15 protein-coding genes are annotated in these 14,761 nt (G+C 65.3%); 7 read left to right on the forward strand and 8 right to left on the reverse strand.

The window, feature by feature from the left end; all coding sequences use genetic code 11:
* Positions 1–5: 5 nt before the first annotated feature.
* Complete coding sequence (locus J8I33_RS32965; protein ID WP_050016614.1) at positions 6–752, reverse strand: iron-containing redox enzyme family protein; 747 nt, start codon at positions 750–752, stop codon at positions 6–8.
* 173 nt (positions 753–925) lie between these two features.
* Here J8I33_RS32965 and J8I33_RS32970 point away from each other — a divergent pair, with 173 nt between their 5' ends.
* The 6 genes from J8I33_RS32970 (at position 926) to J8I33_RS32995 (ending at position 7,161) form a co-directional block, all read left to right on the forward strand.
* On the forward strand, positions 926–1,192 hold the full coding sequence (locus J8I33_RS32970) for a phosphopantetheine-binding protein (protein ID WP_050016620.1): 267 nt from the start codon (positions 926–928) through the stop codon (positions 1,190–1,192).
* Between the two features lie 10 nt (positions 1,193–1,202).
* Complete coding sequence (locus J8I33_RS32975; protein WP_209939865.1) at positions 1,203–3,053, forward strand: alpha/beta hydrolase; 1,851 nt, start codon at positions 1,203–1,205, stop codon at positions 3,051–3,053.
* A gap of 159 nt (positions 3,054–3,212) precedes the next feature.
* Positions 3,213–4,238 (forward strand): cysteine synthase family protein, encoded by a 1,026-nt coding sequence (locus J8I33_RS32980; RefSeq protein WP_239469026.1) that lies wholly within the window; start codon positions 3,213–3,215, stop codon positions 4,236–4,238.
* 13 nt (positions 4,239–4,251) lie between these two features.
* A complete protein-coding gene (locus tag J8I33_RS32985; RefSeq protein ID WP_050016626.1) occupies positions 4,252–4,917 on the forward strand; it encodes a GNAT family N-acetyltransferase in 666 nt (221 codons plus the stop codon).
* Entirely contained in the window at positions 4,914–5,876 is a 963-nt protein-coding gene (locus tag J8I33_RS32990; RefSeq protein WP_050016628.1) for an amidohydrolase family protein, read from the forward strand. Before J8I33_RS32985 ends, J8I33_RS32990 begins: the two co-directional genes overlap by 4 nt.
* Before the next feature lie 13 nt (positions 5,877–5,889).
* Positions 5,890–7,161: a cytochrome c peroxidase gene (locus J8I33_RS32995; RefSeq protein WP_245172622.1), complete on the forward strand. Its 1,272-nt coding sequence runs from the start codon at positions 5,890–5,892 to the stop codon at positions 7,159–7,161.
* Positions 7,162–7,180: 19 nt separating this feature from the next.
* Here the strand turns inward: J8I33_RS32995 and J8I33_RS33000 are convergent, their stop codons facing one another.
* The 7 genes from J8I33_RS33000 to J8I33_RS33030 form a co-directional block, all read right to left on the reverse strand.
* Complete coding sequence (locus tag J8I33_RS33000; RefSeq protein WP_089490172.1) at positions 7,181–7,573, reverse strand: RidA family protein; 393 nt, start codon at positions 7,571–7,573, stop codon at positions 7,181–7,183.
* Positions 7,574–7,609: 36 nt separating this feature from the next.
* A complete protein-coding gene (locus tag J8I33_RS33005; protein WP_245170519.1) occupies positions 7,610–8,881 on the reverse strand; it encodes a hypothetical protein in 1,272 nt (423 codons plus the stop codon).
* The gene (locus J8I33_RS33010; RefSeq protein ID WP_050016717.1) at positions 8,878–9,645 is read right to left on the reverse strand and encodes an outer membrane lipoprotein-sorting protein; all 768 of its coding nucleotides are present in this window, start codon (positions 9,643–9,645) and stop codon (positions 8,878–8,880) included. The genes J8I33_RS33005 and J8I33_RS33010 overlap by 4 nt, the downstream gene beginning before the upstream one ends.
* Positions 9,646–9,772: 127 nt before the next feature.
* Positions 9,773–10,915 carry a DJ-1/PfpI family protein gene (locus J8I33_RS33015; protein WP_124595562.1) on the reverse strand — a complete coding sequence of 381 codons (1,143 nt, stop codon included), beginning with the start codon at positions 10,913–10,915 and terminating at the stop codon, positions 9,773–9,775.
* A gap of 59 nt (positions 10,916–10,974) precedes the next feature.
* A complete protein-coding gene (locus J8I33_RS33020) occupies positions 10,975–11,409 on the reverse strand; it encodes a FixH family protein (protein WP_245170518.1) in 435 nt (144 codons plus the stop codon).
* 61 nt (positions 11,410–11,470) lie between these two features.
* Positions 11,471–12,862, reverse strand: coding sequence for an FtsX-like permease family protein (locus tag J8I33_RS33025; RefSeq protein ID WP_209929016.1), 1,392 nt, complete (start codon positions 12,860–12,862; stop codon positions 11,471–11,473).
* Entirely contained in the window at positions 12,859–13,569 is a 711-nt protein-coding gene (locus tag J8I33_RS33030; protein ID WP_050016640.1) for an ABC transporter ATP-binding protein, read from the reverse strand. The genes J8I33_RS33025 and J8I33_RS33030 overlap by 4 nt, the downstream gene beginning before the upstream one ends.
* 303 nt (positions 13,570–13,872) lie before the next feature.
* Between J8I33_RS33030 and J8I33_RS33035 the strand changes: the two genes are divergently transcribed.
* Positions 13,873–14,625, forward strand: a complete 753-nt coding sequence (locus J8I33_RS33035; RefSeq protein WP_209939870.1) for a thioesterase — start codon at positions 13,873–13,875, stop codon at positions 14,623–14,625.
* Positions 14,626–14,761: the final 136 nt, after the last annotated feature.

A 14,761-nucleotide genomic window follows, 5' to 3' on the forward strand; every position in this document is an offset into this window, starting at 1 on the left:
TCCCGTCACGCGTGCGCGACGCCCTCGGCGGATGCGTAGTACTTTTGCGCGGCGCTTTCATACATGTTCCAGAACAGCTTGCACGTGTGGCGCACCGCGAACAGCGCTTCCTGTTGCATCTCCACGGTCGTGCACAGGTCGGTCACGAGCGAGATGCCCTCGGCGACGTGCGCGACGTCCTCTTTCTGGTGAACCGAGAAGAATCGCGTGTCTTCCTCGGTGAGCCCGTAGCACTTCGCCAGAATCGAGTGGCGCGCGTCGCCCGCACGGGTTTCCAGGCTCTGCCCTTCGCTCGCGATCATCACCGCGGCGGCGCCGATATGGTAGGTACCCTCGCCCTTGCAGTTCTCGAGGCGATAGTCGATCAACTCGCGCGTGGCCGCGGACGGCGTCCACGCATCGCGCTCCTCGTCGCTGATGTTTTGCGCGCGAATGAAGTCTTCCATGAGCTCGACATGGTTCTTCGTTTTCGAGAAGCGCCCGGTTTCCTCTTCGAACAGGTTGTACAGCAGCCGGCGCTTGTGGTCGGGGAACGGGCAGCGGAAGTACAGGTTCTCGATGTACTCGAGAAAGTACCGGGTGATCTGGTATCCCTCGAGCGAGATGATCTTCAGCAAGCGCCAGTTTTTCTGCGGCGTGAACAACTCCGCGAAGATCGGGTGATCGAGCGTGAGCTGCTCGTCCAGCGTTTCGCGCAGCGCGCGCGAAAACGTCGCTTTGTCCATCAGCACGGCTTCTTTGGTGAGGGTCATGATCGTTCCCTGTCGGTGAGGTAACCGGCAATGTAATGGCCGCTTTCAAGACTGAAACCTGTCCGTTCGGGCGAGTGTTTCCCTTGCTGCGCCAACCCTGTACGTCAGTGCAGGTAGGCAGTGCGGTGGCTTGACGCTATAAAGCGGAACCCCTACGGCACTTGGAGAATCCGATGGACGACCACGCGAACGTGTTCGCTACGCTTACCGAACTGATTCCGCAGATTGCTGCGCTCGATATTGCGCCGGACATGCTGACGCGGGAAACGTCGCTGACGTCGGATCTGATGCTCGATTCGATCTCGCTGCTGTCGCTGATGGCGCTGACCGAGGATCGGCTCGGCATCAGCTTCGCATCGCACACGGAACAGGTCGCGAACCTCGAAACCATCGGCGATGCGGTTGATCTGGTCGAAATGCTGTTGTCCGTGAAAGCGTAACGAGATGACGATGAACGATCATCCGCACGACGCATGCAGGATGCCGTCGGCCGGCGGCGACGACCGTATCTGCCTGCTGGATGCCGGCGACCTCGCCGCGCTGCGCGCAGCGGCCGATGCCGGCGATGCGACTACGGCACTCGGTGCGTACCCGCGCATCGCTCGGCTTCGCGACGCATTGAACGCGCCCGGTTCCGGGCAGCTCGCCGTCGTCGTCGACGATCCCGAGATTCGCCGCACGCGCGAATTCGCGTCCTTGCCCCGCCTCCTGTCGGCCGCGCTCGACGTTGCGTCCGCATCCGTTGCGAACGCATGCATCGTCGTGCTCGGCGACGCGCTCGCGGACGGCACGGCCGCCATCGGCGAAGCCGGTACGCTATCGCTGGCGTCACTCGACACGCTCGCCGACGCGGTCGCCGAAACCGTGTTCGAGGTACGCCGCCGCGTCGACACGTACTTCGAGCAAGAGCCGCTGGCGTTGCCTGCCGAAACAGCCGGCGCGGCTTGCCTGCTGACGGCTGAAGCGGTGCTGGCCTGGCTTGCGACGCAAGCGTCGCCCGGCCTTCACGTCGTGCATGGCGATCGGCGTATTGCTTGGCGCGAACTCGCCGAAAGCGTCGCGCAAAGGGTGCCCATTCCGACGCGAAGCGATGCCGACGAGGCCGGCTCCGACGCCGTTCTCGCGCTGCTCGAAACGAATCTGAAGCACGCCGAGCACATGCTGGGATACGCGGATGACGCGCACGTTCCCCCGACCGACATCCGTTCTCACCGACTACGCTGTGACGGCTTCGACTGGCAAGCCCGGATCGCTTCACGCGTCGCCGCTCACGCGGCCCGGCACGAACGGCGCGACGCGCCCCGGTTTGTCGACCTGCCGTCTGCGCGCCGGATCACGACCGGCAGCGGGCATGGGTATCTGAATGCCGGGCGCGGCTCGCGGGCCATGCTGCTCATCAACGCATTCGGCATCCCGCACGACGTGTGGCACGACTTCGCGGCCGGATTGGCGCCGGATTTTTCGCTCTATCTGGCGGACGACGCGAGCGATGCGTCAGCCGATGCAGGACTGACACGCGCGTACTATTCGAGCCCCGATGCGCCGGACCGCTACGCGCGCAGCGTGGCTGAATTGCTCGACGTCGAGGGGATCGACGCGATTCACGTCGCCAGCTGGTGCGGAGGCGCCCGATATGCGCTGGCGCTGGCGCGCGCACTGCCCGGCCGCATCGCGTCGATGAGCCTGATCGCGCCGTCGTTTGCCGGCGCGCAGGACTACGACGGCGCCGACAGCGCGTACGAAAACAATCTCAATACGATGTGCTCGCTCGTCGCGCGCATGCCGAAGGCCGCGGACAGCATGGCCAAATCGATGATCGGGCTCCTGGAGAAGCGGGCACGCAGCGACGCACGCGAAGGCGGCCACGCATCGATGTTCGCGCTACCCGATTCGGCAACCCGTCACTGGCTGCACGCGCCGTTCGTGTCGGCGGCGAACATGATCGAATACAGCCAGCAACTGTTGAATTTCCGCGCCCATCGGATCGAAGCCGAACGCGACGGATCGATCGCCGGCATCCCCGCGCTGCTCGTGACCGGCGAATACGACGAAATGACCTGCGCGATTCGTGCGCGAGCCATTACGTCGGCCCAGCTTCGCCCGATCCGGATCGAGCTCCAGGCCGGCAGTCATCACATGGTTCAGCAGAATGCGGCGCTGCTCGCGCAACTCGTCGGCGCGTTCGTCGGCGATCGGGCGCTGACACCCGACGCACTGCCGCATCCGAGACTGCGCGTCCTCCCTGCGGCCGACCGCGGCGAGAGGGAGAGGGAGACAGAGATGGAATCGGGCGAACTGTGACGCACGCGCCTTCCGATGCCCGTTCGGACAGTTACAGGCCCCGGGCATCGATCACTAAAGTCGCACTGTGAAGCAAGCCGGATCACACGCGGCCGATCGCGTCGTACAACTCGCAAACGACGCACAAGCCAACGCCAACCCGCTGGTCGGAGATGTCGAATGTACGCAAACAGCCTAGTCGAACTGATCGGCGATACGCCGCTGCTGTATCTGAAAAGCCTGTCGAATGAACACAGGCGAATCCGCGTGTATGGAAAGCTCGAGTGCTACAACCCCGGCAACAGCGTGAAGGACCGGAGCGCGCTGCAGTTGCTCCGCCAGGCCGAGCGCGACCATGGCCTCAAGCCGGGCTGGTCGATCGTCGAATCGACGTCGGGCAACATGGGGCACGCACTTGCGATGCTGTGCGCCACGCGCGGCTATCGCTTCATTTGCGTGCTCGATCCGAAGACGCCGAAGACGAATGCGAATCTCGTGCGCGCATTCGGCGGAGAGGTCGAGATGGTCGAACACCCCGACGAGACGGGCAGCTATCAGCGCAAGCGCATTGCGGTCGCGAAGGCGATTGCCGCGAGCGTGCCGAATTGCGTGAACCTCGATCAGTACAACAATCCGGCCGCGATCGACGCCCACTATTACTCCACCGGGCCCGAAATCGTCTCCCAGCTCGCCGATCGGCTCGACGCCGTGATCGTGTCCGCGAGCACCGGCAGCCATCTGAGCGGCATCGCACGCTATGTGAAGGAGCGCGACCCGGCCACCCGCGTGATCGGTGTCGAGCCCGACGGCTCGGTCGTGTTCGGCGGCACCTACCGGCCGCATCTGCAGAACGGCGCGGGGCTCAGTTTTCAGCCCGGCAACATCCTGATTCATCTCGTCGACGAAACGATGCGCATCGTCGATCGCGATGCGTTCGTCGGCTGTCGTCGCCTCGCGCTCGACGAAGGGTTGCTGCTCGGCGGTTCGTCCGGCGCCATCGCGCAGGCCGCGCGTCGCTACGTCGCCACCTTGCAAGGTCCGGCCAACATCGTGCTCGTCTTCCCCGATAGCGGCACCAAGTATCTCGACACGATCTACGACGATCAGTGGCTGGTCGATCATGGCCTCCAGGCCGTGCTCGACGACCTGTGCACCGACGCGCCCCCGCCACGCGCCGAAAGCGCCGTGGCCCTCGAAACCACGTGATCCAGGGACACCCATGAACGACTCCATCCGTACCTTGCTTGCCGACGGCGCGCAGTATCCGATCGCGTTGCCGAAGGCCAACGTCACGCACGTCACCTATCGCTGGACGAACGCCGTCGACGATACGTTGGGCGCGCAGATCGTCGAACTGATGCGGCGCACGAGCGAAAGCGCGCCGATCATCGGCTTCGCCGAAACGATCACGGACGCGGAAGCGAGCCGCTATCTCGACGAACTGCGCTCGAATCTCGCCGCGGAAAAGGTGCGCCTGCTGACGATCTTCGCGAACACCGGGCAGCTGATCGGCCTGTGCACGTTGCGCCGCAACCTGAACCCCAACAATCGCCATATCACCGATCTCGCGAAAGGCATGATCCACGACGCCTGTCGCGGCGGTGGCGTGCTGCCTGCCGCGTTCGTCGAGATCGCGCTGCAATGCGATCGGGACAATGTCGAACTGTTGACGCTCGACGTGCGAGACGGCACGCCCGCTCACCGCGTATGGGAACACTACGGTTTTCAGACGTGGGGCACGTTGCCGGACTACGCCCGCGCGAACGGGAAGATGCATGCCGGCCACTTCATGATGCAGCGCGTGGCCGACCTCAAGGAACGCGCGCTCGGCATGCTCACCGGTCGCGACGCCGACCGCACCGCCCCCGTCAAAGCAACGGCATGAGCCACGCCATCTACGACGGGCCGATCATCGACTCGCACTGCCACATCGCGTCGACGCGCTTCATCCCCACTGCGTTCCTCGAGGGATTCTGCGCCAACGTTCATGTCCGGCTCGTCGCCAACGGCGTACGGAAATCGCGATCGGAACTGCTCGATACCTATCTCGCGCAAAGCCAGGACCACTTCGGCGATGCACTGGTGGCCGACATGACGTCGGCCGGGATCGAGCAGGCCGTGGTGTTGCTGCCCGATTTCACGTACGTGATGAAAAGCGACCTCACGATCGCCGAGATGTATGCCGAGCATCATGCAATTCTGCAGCGTCACGGCGAGCGCTTTCACGTTTTCGGCGGCATGGATCCGCGTTGGGGCGCGGACGGTGTCGCGTTGTTCGAGAAAGGCGTGGTCGAGTACGGCTTCTCCGGATTGAAACTCTATCCGCCGTGCGGCTACAGCCCCAGCGACAAGCGCCTGTACCCGCTGTACGAAATCTGTCGCGCCCACCGGTTGCCGGTGCTTCTGCACGTGGGGCCGACCAGCCCGGCGCTCGAGTTTGCGTACTCGCACCCGGATCTGCTCGATCGCGCGGCGTTCGATTTTCCCGACGTGAACTTCATCCTCGCGCACGGCGCCGTCCATCACGTCGACGCTTGCGCGCGACAGTGCGCGTATCGACCCAACGTGTATCTCGACGTCAGCGCATTTCTCGGCTCGCAGCATCCGCAGGGGTGGTCGGTCGCGCTCGCGGAGCTGTTCCGCATGAACATCAATCACAAGATTCTGTTCGGCACCGACTGGCCGGTCTTTCGCAACTCGGGCGGCCACCGCAAGGTCATGGAGCAGTTCCTCGCCGCCGATGGCCCGCTCGCGGCGGTCGCGCCGGTGCAACGCAAGTGGTTGATGTCGGGCAATACGCGTGCGCTGCTGCCGGCATCGCGCACGATCGATGCGGTCGCGTGATTCCGACCGTCGCATGCGACGGCCGTCCCGCACGCACTATGGGCTCGCCGCTGCGTCGATGATCGGCGCGCTGCTCGTCTGGACCGCATGGCCGGGGCATCGCGCCGACGCGATGGCGGAAACCGCCGACGCGCCGGACCACTGGCGCGCCGACGAACGGGCGCAGCTCGAATCGATGCGCCTGCCCGCGAACGTCGTCGTCAAAGTCGACCCGTCGAATCGCGTGGCCACGTCCGCACCGGCGGCGCAGCTTGGCAAGCGTTTGTTCTCCGATCCGCGGTTCAGCCGAAACGGCGCGATCGCCTGCGCAAGCTGCCACACCCCCGATCGCCAGTTCGAAGACGGCCGACCGCTGGCAATCGGCCTGGGCATCGGCGTGCGTCGCACGATGCCCGTCGTCGGCATGACCGATGCGCCGTGGCTGTTCTGGGACGGCCGCAAGGATAGTATGTGGTCGCAGGCGATCGGGCCGATCGAGGATCACAACGAACACGGCGGCACCCGGCTGCGCGCCGCCCATGTGCTTGCCGAGCACTACCGCGACGCTTACGAGCCGCTGTTCGGACCGCTGCCCGACGTGAGCGCGCTGCCCCGTGACGGCGGCCCGCTCGGCACGGACGCGGAGAAAGCGGTGTGGCAGCGGCTCGACGAACGCACCCGCACCGACGTGTCGCGCGTGTTCGCGAATCTCGGCAAGGCGATCGCGGCGTACGAAGCGACGCTTCAATACGGGCCTTCACGCTTCGATACCTATGTCGACGGCGTCCGGACCGGCGATCCGGCCAAGCTGGCCGCGCTGACACCGACCGAGAAAGCAGGCCTGCGCCTGTTCGTGAACAAAGGCCAATGCATGACCTGCCACACCGGGCCCATGCTGAGCGACCGGCAGTTCCACAACATCGGCGTCCCGCCGCGTAGCGGGACGGCCGCCGATCCGGGTCGCGCGGCGGCGATCGCCAAGGTGTTGCACGACGAATTCAACTGCATGGGGCCGTTCAGCGACGCGAAGCCCGAGCAGTGCGAGGAGTTGCAATTCATCTCGACCGACGATCCCCAAATGCTCGGCGCGTTCAAGACGCCGAGCTTGCGCAACGTCGCGCTGCGGCCGCCGTACATGCACGCGGGTCAATTCGCGTCGCTGGCCGCGGTGATGCGCCACTACGCGGACGCGCCGGCGGCCGCGATCGGGCATAGCGAACTGAAGCGGATCGCGTTGTCGGATGACGAGCAACGGCAGCTCGTCGCGCTGCTCGGTGCGTTTTCCGGCCCCATCGTCGAGCGCTGATCGTCCGCGCCGTCGTGCGTCAGCGCGACGCGTCGCGAACGGCGACGCCCATCACCTTGACCTGGCCGCCAAACGGCAACGCAGCGGCCTGATAGACGGTTCGCGCCGGCCGGCGATCCGCGGGAAACAGGTCGGCATAAACCCCGTTCACGTCCGCGAGCGCACCGATGTCGGAGAACGCGATGTCGACGAACACGAGATCCCGCGGGCTGAATCCCGCCGCCTCGATCGCACGGAACAGGTTCGCGAACGCGCGCCGCGCTTCTTCGGCCGGCGTACCGGGCACATAGCGGCCGTCGGCATCCAGCGAAAGCTGGCCGCTGAGATAGCAGGTGTCGTTCGCGACCACCGCATGGCTGATCGGCGACGGCCACTGAGGCAGTTCATGGCCCGAGGTCACATAGTGTTTCATGCAGTGCTTCTCCTTGAAGCAGGTGGCGCTGCCGCGTCACAAATAGTGCTTGACGAGCAACTGGAAGAGATTCGACTGAGGCAGCGCGCCATATTCGGTCGACGACGCGCCCGCATTGATCTGCCATTGCAGCGCGACATCGGTTCTGGCGAAGCGATAACGCGCCTCGAGCCATGTGAGCCGGCTTCGATCAGCGAGGTTCAACCTGACGAAACCGGAGAGATCCAGACGCTGGATCCACGCGTCCTGCCACCTGATCATCGCGAAGAGCCCGTCGCGGGTCGTCGGGTCCTGCTGGGCGGCCGCCAGCGTTCGATACGCGGCGTAGCCGGCCGGCGGGCCATTGCGCAGCGCCTGCCAACCCGCACGGTCAAGCGCGGCGCCGTCCCGATCGTATTCCAGCGTGACGGAAAGATTGCGCGACGTCGTGCAAGTCGCACCGGTTGCGAGTTTCCAGCGGAACGCGACATCGCTGTACGGCTGCCCAAGCGCACGCGCCAGCGTCGACGGCCCTCGCCCGCCCGACCACTCGACGTAGCCGACACACGCATTGTTGACCAGATGAACCAGGTTGACACCGAATTGCGGCGAACTGCCGGGCTTTCCGTCATCGTAGATCACGATCTGCGGCGACAGATCCGAGATGACGCGCTGGCTGAACTGAAGCATCCAGCGCGTGCGCTGATTCGTTGCGCCGAAGTCCGGCGAGAACGATGCGTCGGTGGCGCGATCCGCTATCCGCGGCGCGACGAGCGCACTGACGGAACCGTCTGCCCACAATTGCTGGCCGCGCAGCATCACCGTACCGAGCCGGTTCTCGCGCAGGCTCGCGGGATCCACCGAGGTCACGGAACGGACCGCGTTGTCGCGGAAAAAGTCGGTGGGGTTGTAGCCGGTCGCAACGCCGAGCCGCACATTGACGCGACCGGCCTGCAGCAGCGTGCTGCCGCTGCCTACGCGGCCGTCCACATACAGTTCCTTCAGCGTGTTGATCGCGCCCGAGTCGCCATCGAAGCGCCACGGACCGTTCAGGTCGAGTCGGTCTGCAAGACTGATGCCCCAGCCGTTCGAGAATGCGTGACGCGCCGTCAGGTCGAGCGACAGCCGCGTGGCCGTCCGCGTGCCGCCCGGGCGCAAGGTGGCGAAGCGCAGGCCCGGTTCAAGACTGAACTGGTACTTGCCGTCGTCGACCTTCTGCACCGGCGTCGCGTCGGCCAGCGCCAGCCCGGCCTCTTCCGCGTCGTTGGCATGGCATACGCCCGCCATGCCGGCCAACGCGATACAGGCGATGCCGATGCGCGTCATCATTCAGGCTGGAAACGCGCCATGAAATCGGACTGGAACCAGGCATCCGGAATCTCCTTCGCCACGTAGTCCGCATATCGCATCACGGTCACGAGATTCGGATTGAGCCCGTCGATGATCACGATCTCGGTGGGCCGCAACGCACCGAGCTGCTGCTGAAAGCGCCGATAGAACGCGGTCTTGAGAAGCTTGCCGCTTTCGCTGAAGAACCGTGCCTTCACGGGGCGCGAGTCCGTCGTATCGATCCACATTTCAATCGAGTGATACGTCATGTCGGATACGCTCTGGACCAGCTTCAGCCGGTACGCACGGCGCATCTGGCGCTCGCCGTCCTGCACGTCCTCCTCCGCCTCGACCTGGGCACGATATCCCTGTGCGAAATTGACGGTGACCACGTCGCCGTTCGACGCCTGCCCGAGCAGCCGTTGCTGCGGCGAAATGCGGATCGTCGCCTTGCTTGCCGGATCGAAAAACCACAGATCGTTGCCGCTCTTGAGCATCAGCTTGTTCGCATCGCGCGCCGGCGCGGCGAATCGAATCAGGCTGCGAAACTGACCGCTCGTCGGGTTGATCCGCGAATAGGCGGTCAGTGCGTTCGAATCCGTTTGCTTGCCGTCGGTGTACTGGGTCAGCGTGACGTTCAGCGTGAACGGTTCGCTCGGGTTGCGAACGGCATCGCTCGCGGCGAGGATGCGTTGCGGATCGGGCGCGGCGTGTGCGGTACAGCAGGCGAGTGCGAGAATCGCGGCGGCGGACAGGCGCGCCATCGAATGCGTCTGCATCGGAATCTCCGGAGCAATTACGGAATGACAGGGACGAGTTCGGCTCCCACCCGAAAACGGGTGGAAAACCGACAGGCTTGGGGAGGAACGGGGTAACGCTGCGGTGTGCCGCTCAGTAGCCCGGATACTGCATCTGCAGTGCGACCCATGCGGCCGTGCGCTTGCCGAATTCGGACGAGATCGCATTCAGCGATGCATCGAGCGCATGCAACGGATAGCGCGTGATCGGCGCGGACAACATCCGCGTCGGCGCGTCGACGCCGGCCACGCGGTCGGGAACGATCGTCAACCCGCGCCGGGTGCGCACGGGTTCGCGGTTCGCGGCCACCGTGTAGGCGGTCGAGCGGAACGTCGTGGAATACGCGTCGGCCTCGAGCACGAGCGCGATTTCGTCGACGCCCGGCGCGATCGGAATACCGAAATCCTCATGCGACCAGAACGACACGTAGTTGGTTGCGATCGTCGCCATCGCCGGCAAGCCGAGGTTGAAGCGGTCGCTCGCGATCTCGGACGACCATGCAGGGCGTCCGAGCCGCTCGGCGACCTGCAGCGCACGTTCGCGCCCCGCGAGCGCCTCGACGAGCGCAAGCGATACCGGAATCGTCGCGGTGACGCCGGTCGTCGTGACGACCTTGCCATCGGCAACGTAACGCTTGCCTTCGACCCAGCGCGTATCGGCAAACTTCTTGCGGAGATCGTTCATCGAATACCAGTGCCCGGTTGCACGGCGGCCTTCCAGCAACCCCGCACGGGCGACCACCCAGACGCCGTCGCACACGCCGATGATCGTCGCGCCCTTCTTCGCCTGCTCGGCCACCCACGCCAGCAGCGCCGGATCGCTGTCGCGATGCACGGCCGGCACGATCACATAGTCGGCCCCTTCGGGCACGCGCTGATCGAACTGGGCAGTGGTTTCGTCCGGAATGACGTTCATCGGTGCCGGGAACATCCGGATGGGGCCCGGTTTCGTCGCAAGCGCGACGAGATCCGCCGCGCCCGATTCGGCCACGATCCCATAGGGAACGACGTAATCGGTCAGCTCGGTATAGTAGTTTTCGCCGACGACGGCGACGATCGGGCGCGTGCGCCCGAAGCGCGGCTGATACGCGGGCAGCCGGTCCGCGCGTGCCGCCGCGGGCGCGGCGGCGGCCGGCGCCGACGCTTCGCTCGCCGGCCCCGCATGGGCCATGTTCGCGATACCCGATGCAAACGGCGCGAGCAGCACCATCATCCAGTACAACATGACTTTTCGCATTGAAGCCTCTCCGTGTATGGAACTCATCCAGTAATCGGGCATGGCGCCCGTGTCGACCGTCATGACGCCGCCGCCGGCGGCAACACGATGTTGAACGTCACGTCGTCGTCGCGCTGCGCGTCCCGGACCTTCAGCGTGATCGTCCACCAGCCGGGCATGCTGAACTTCATCCCTTGCAGTCGATACGTCCCGTTCGCGTCGCCGTCGATCACGCGAGGGCGCGTCGGCAGACCGTGCCCGTGCTGAGGCATCCCGCCACCGACATCGATGCGCGCACCGCGCACGGGCTCGCCCGATGCACGCTTCACGATCACGGTCCATGCATGGATCCGGTTCAGCGGCGGCGGTGTCGTCGGCGGTTCGAGCGTCACGACGTACGCGCCCGACGCCGTCGCTTGCGTCAGCGACAAATTCAGACCCGCGGGCGCCGGCTGCTCGGCCGGTGCGCCACATGCGCCGAGCATCGCGATGCCACTCCCGGCGAAGGCTAACATGACAATCCGCCGACGAATCGATTTCATCGACATTTCATCGATGGCCGATCCGATCGTTCGATCACGCATAGCGGAGCGCATCGACGATCTCCATTCGCGACGCGCGGCGCGCGGGCAGCAACGCGGAAAGCATCGCCACCACGAGCAGGCCGATCGCGGTACCGACGATCAGGTCGTTCTCGCCCCACACACGAATGATCAGCGGCACCGGCGAGCGGCCCGGCGGCGTCCACGTCAGACCGCTGACGTTGATGACGCCGGCGAGCAACGCCGCGCTGGCGACGCCCAGCACCGCGCCGATCACGCCGAGCAGCAACCCTTCGCACAGGAACAGGCGACGCACGCCCGCACGGCGCAATCCCATCGCGCGCAGCGTGCCGATTTCGACCGTGCGTTCGAACACCGCGGTGCTCATCGTGTTGCCGACGGTGAACAGCACGATCGCGGCGATCAGGAGCGCGACGAAACCGAACAGCGTCGCGAACATCGCAAGCGCTTGACCATAGAACGGGTTCAGCACCGTGTAGTCGACGACTTCCGTGTCCGTACCCGCGAATTTCGTTTTCAGCAGCGCCTCGATCCGCGCCTTCGCGGCCGGCAAATCCGACGTGTGGCGCAACTGGACGACGATCGCCGTCGCCATCGGCCGCCCGGTGCCGTAGACGAGTCGTTGCGCTTGCGCGAGATGCAGGCCGACGTACATGTCGTCGTATTCCTTGATGCCCTGTCGCTCCGCCTTCACGACCTGCAGTTCCGCCACGTTCGGCGCACCGCGCGCGGTCGCCGCAAGCAGTTCGATCCGCCGGCCGTCCGCCGCGGCAACCGGCGCCGCACGCGTCCCCTCGGCAAGGGCCGCGATGTCGCCCGGAAGCGGCGAAGCCGGCGTGGTATCCGCGGGCTTCCCGGGCGGGTGGCAGTCGGGTACCTTGAGCGGCCCGCACAGTTCGAGCACGCGCGCGAGGCCCGTCCCGATCACGGCTGCGTCGCCGGTCGTGCCGGTCAGCGCCATCGGCGGGATCGTCACGGGGAACTGATAGTCGTTCCACGCTCGCATCCGGTTCTGGTCGTCGACGCGCACGCCGAGCGCGAGCGCGGTACGCGACAACCCCGCGTCGAAGTTGCCCGCGATACCCTGCAACTGCAGCGTGGGCGTCGCGACGAGCACCATCGTCGCCAGTTCCGGATCGGCCTTCACCGCATCGATGATCGCCTCGTAGTTGTCGATCCCGTACGCGGAAGGATTGCCGCTACCGAACTCGTAGAACCCCTTGCGTTCGATCTGCAGGTGGCCGCCGTACTTCACGTAATCGGTTTGCAGACCGTACGTGATGTTGCGCGTATAGCCGCCGAACAGCAGCACCGCGTGCGCGCCGACGATCATCGCGAGCAGGGTCGTGATCGAGCGGCGACGGTTGCGCAGCAGATTGCGGAGCGCGAGCGAAAAAGTCTTCATGCGAACGCCTCCTGGTCGTCGGTGCGTGTCACGTCGGACACGATCCCGTCGGCAATGTGAACGACGTCGTCGCCTGCCGCGATGACCTGCGGATCGTGCGACGAAATCACGAACGACACGCGCCGCTCCCGTTGCAACCGCCGCATCAGCGCGATGATTTGCTGACCGGTCTTGCTGTCCAGATTGGCGGTCGGCTCGTCCGCCAGCACGAGGTTCGGCGACGCAACGAGTGCGCGTGCGATCGCGACGCGTTGCCGCTGACCGCCGGACATCTGTCCCGGACGGTGATGCGCCTTGTCCGCGAGGCCGACCGCATCGAGCATGTCCCGCACCTTCAGTGCACGTTCGGACTCCGTCAATCGCGTGCCCGCGAGAAGCAGCGGATATTCGACGTTTTCGTGCGCCGTGAGCACCGGCAGCAGATTGAAGTTCTGGAAGACGAAACCGAGCCGTCGCGCACGAAAATCGGACAGTGCGTCGTCCGACAAACGACCGACGTCTTCGCCCGCCACGACGATGCGGCCGCGGTCGGGCCGGTCCACGCATCCGACGAGATTCAGCAACGTCGACTTCCCGCTACCGGAAGCACCGGCGATGACGGTCAGTTTTCCGTCGCGAATGTCGAGCGTGACGTCGCGCAGCGCGGTCACGTTGACGGAACCCATCAGATACGACTTTTCAACGGCTTCGAGTATTACGGCGTTCATGGTCTCGATGTACGAAGTTGGCGGGCCGCGACAGCACGGTGCAGGAAGATCGCGCAGCGCAGAATACCAACTTGCGTGTAGGGAAAAACCTGTTCGTTGGGGCAGCATCCGGGCGCGAACCCGATGCCGGGATCGCATGTCGCGCCCCGCATTCGCGAACAATCACGGCCGGGAGGGATCGTCAACCTGTACCGTCGGACGGCACCCGTCGCCGGCCCTTGCGATTACGCTGCACCGTCATCGGCGCGCCGCCCCGGATCGGATCGCGGCTGCGACGCGTCACGACTTCCGCTCTCAATCGGCATGCCAGTCAAGATCACGCCCTGGTTCATCCTGCATCGCCCCCAACCCGCGGCCACGCACCGGCTGTTCTGCTTCCCGTACGCCGGTGCCGGCTCGCTGCTCTATCGGCGCTGGGCGCTCGAACTGCCCGACTGGATCGAAGTCGTGGCGGTCGAACTACCGGGACGCCAGACGCGCTTCTCGGAAGCGCCGCCCACGTCGCTGGATGCGATGACGGATGCATTGGCCACCGCCGCGCACGGGCTCCTCGACAAACCGTTCGGCACCTTCGGATACAGTTTCGGCAGTGTCGTCGGTATCGAATGGCTGAGGGAACTCGACCGACGACGGCTTCGCGGGCCCATTCACGCATTCTGCGCGGCGCACCGTGCGCCGCATGTCGTCCCTCGTCCGTTAGCGATTCATCGGTTGCCGGAACCGGACCTCATCGACTGGCTGAAGACGATGGGCGGCACACCGGATGCGTTGCTGTCGGAGCCGGACTGGCTTCGGCATTTCCTGCGTGCGCTGCGAGCCGATCTGGCGCTCGCCGAAGGCTATTGCACCGATACGCCTTTCGCGTTGCGCTGCGGGCTGACCGTATTTGGCGGCCTGCACGATCCGCATGTCGACGTCGACGCGCTGCGCGAATGGCGCCGCTACAGCGGCGGGCCGTTCTCGCTTCACCGGTTCGACGGTGATCATTTCTTCATCCATGCCCGGGAGCGCGAGCTTCAGGATCACGTTGTCGCGACGCTGGCCGCGCACGCATAGTCTCGATACAGGGAACCGGTTGCGCCCGCCTTGTTTGCGAGGTCGTTGCGTCACAGCATCACGCGCTCGATCCCGCCATGGTTGGCCCGTGCGACATAATCGGCCATCCAGTTCTCGCCGAGCACCTGGCGCGCGA

The sequence above is a fragment of the Burkholderia sp. AcTa6-5 genome (assembly GCF_017815075.1).
Classification (GTDB): domain Bacteria; phylum Pseudomonadota; class Gammaproteobacteria; order Burkholderiales; family Burkholderiaceae; genus Burkholderia; species Burkholderia sola.

What these genes read in the sequence shown, in the direction of transcription:
- J8I33_RS33010 (WP_050016717.1), bottom strand. Translation starts at nt 9,645, where the DNA reads ATGGCGCGCCTGTCCGCCGCCGCGATTCTCGCACTCGCCTGCTGTACC.
- J8I33_RS32985 (WP_050016626.1), top strand. Translation starts at nt 4,252, where the DNA reads ATGAACGACTCCATCCGTACCTTGCTTGCCGACGGCGCGCAGTATCCG.
- J8I33_RS32970 (WP_050016620.1), top strand. Translation starts at nt 926, where the DNA reads ATGGACGACCACGCGAACGTGTTCGCTACGCTTACCGAACTGATTCCG.
- J8I33_RS33015 (WP_124595562.1), bottom strand. Translation starts at nt 10,915, where the DNA reads ATGCGAAAAGTCATGTTGTACTGGATGATGGTGCTGCTCGCGCCGTTT.
- J8I33_RS33020 (WP_245170518.1), bottom strand. Translation starts at nt 11,409, where the DNA reads ATGTTAGCCTTCGCCGGGAGTGGCATCGCGATGCTCGGCGCATGTGGC.
- J8I33_RS32990 (WP_050016628.1), top strand. Translation starts at nt 4,914, where the DNA reads ATGAGCCACGCCATCTACGACGGGCCGATCATCGACTCGCACTGCCAC.
- J8I33_RS32995 (WP_245172622.1), top strand. Translation starts at nt 5,890, where the DNA reads ATGCGACGGCCGTCCCGCACGCACTATGGGCTCGCCGCTGCGTCGATG.
- J8I33_RS33025 (WP_209929016.1), bottom strand. Translation starts at nt 12,862, where the DNA reads ATGAAGACTTTTTCGCTCGCGCTCCGCAATCTGCTGCGCAACCGTCGC.
- J8I33_RS33000 (WP_089490172.1), bottom strand. Translation starts at nt 7,573, where the DNA reads ATGAAACACTATGTGACCTCGGGCCATGAACTGCCTCAGTGGCCGTCG.
- J8I33_RS32965 (WP_050016614.1), bottom strand. Translation starts at nt 752, where the DNA reads ATGACCCTCACCAAAGAAGCCGTGCTGATGGACAAAGCGACGTTTTCG.
- J8I33_RS33035 (WP_209939870.1), top strand. Translation starts at nt 13,873, where the DNA reads ATGCCAGTCAAGATCACGCCCTGGTTCATCCTGCATCGCCCCCAACCC.
- J8I33_RS33005 (WP_245170519.1), bottom strand. Translation starts at nt 8,881, where the DNA reads ATGATGACGCGCATCGGCATCGCCTGTATCGCGTTGGCCGGCATGGCG.
- J8I33_RS32980 (WP_239469026.1), top strand. Translation starts at nt 3,213, where the DNA reads ATGTACGCAAACAGCCTAGTCGAACTGATCGGCGATACGCCGCTGCTG.
- J8I33_RS33030 (WP_050016640.1), bottom strand. Translation starts at nt 13,569, where the DNA reads ATGAACGCCGTAATACTCGAAGCCGTTGAAAAGTCGTATCTGATGGGT.
- J8I33_RS32975 (WP_209939865.1), top strand. Translation starts at nt 1,203, where the DNA reads ATGAACGATCATCCGCACGACGCATGCAGGATGCCGTCGGCCGGCGGC.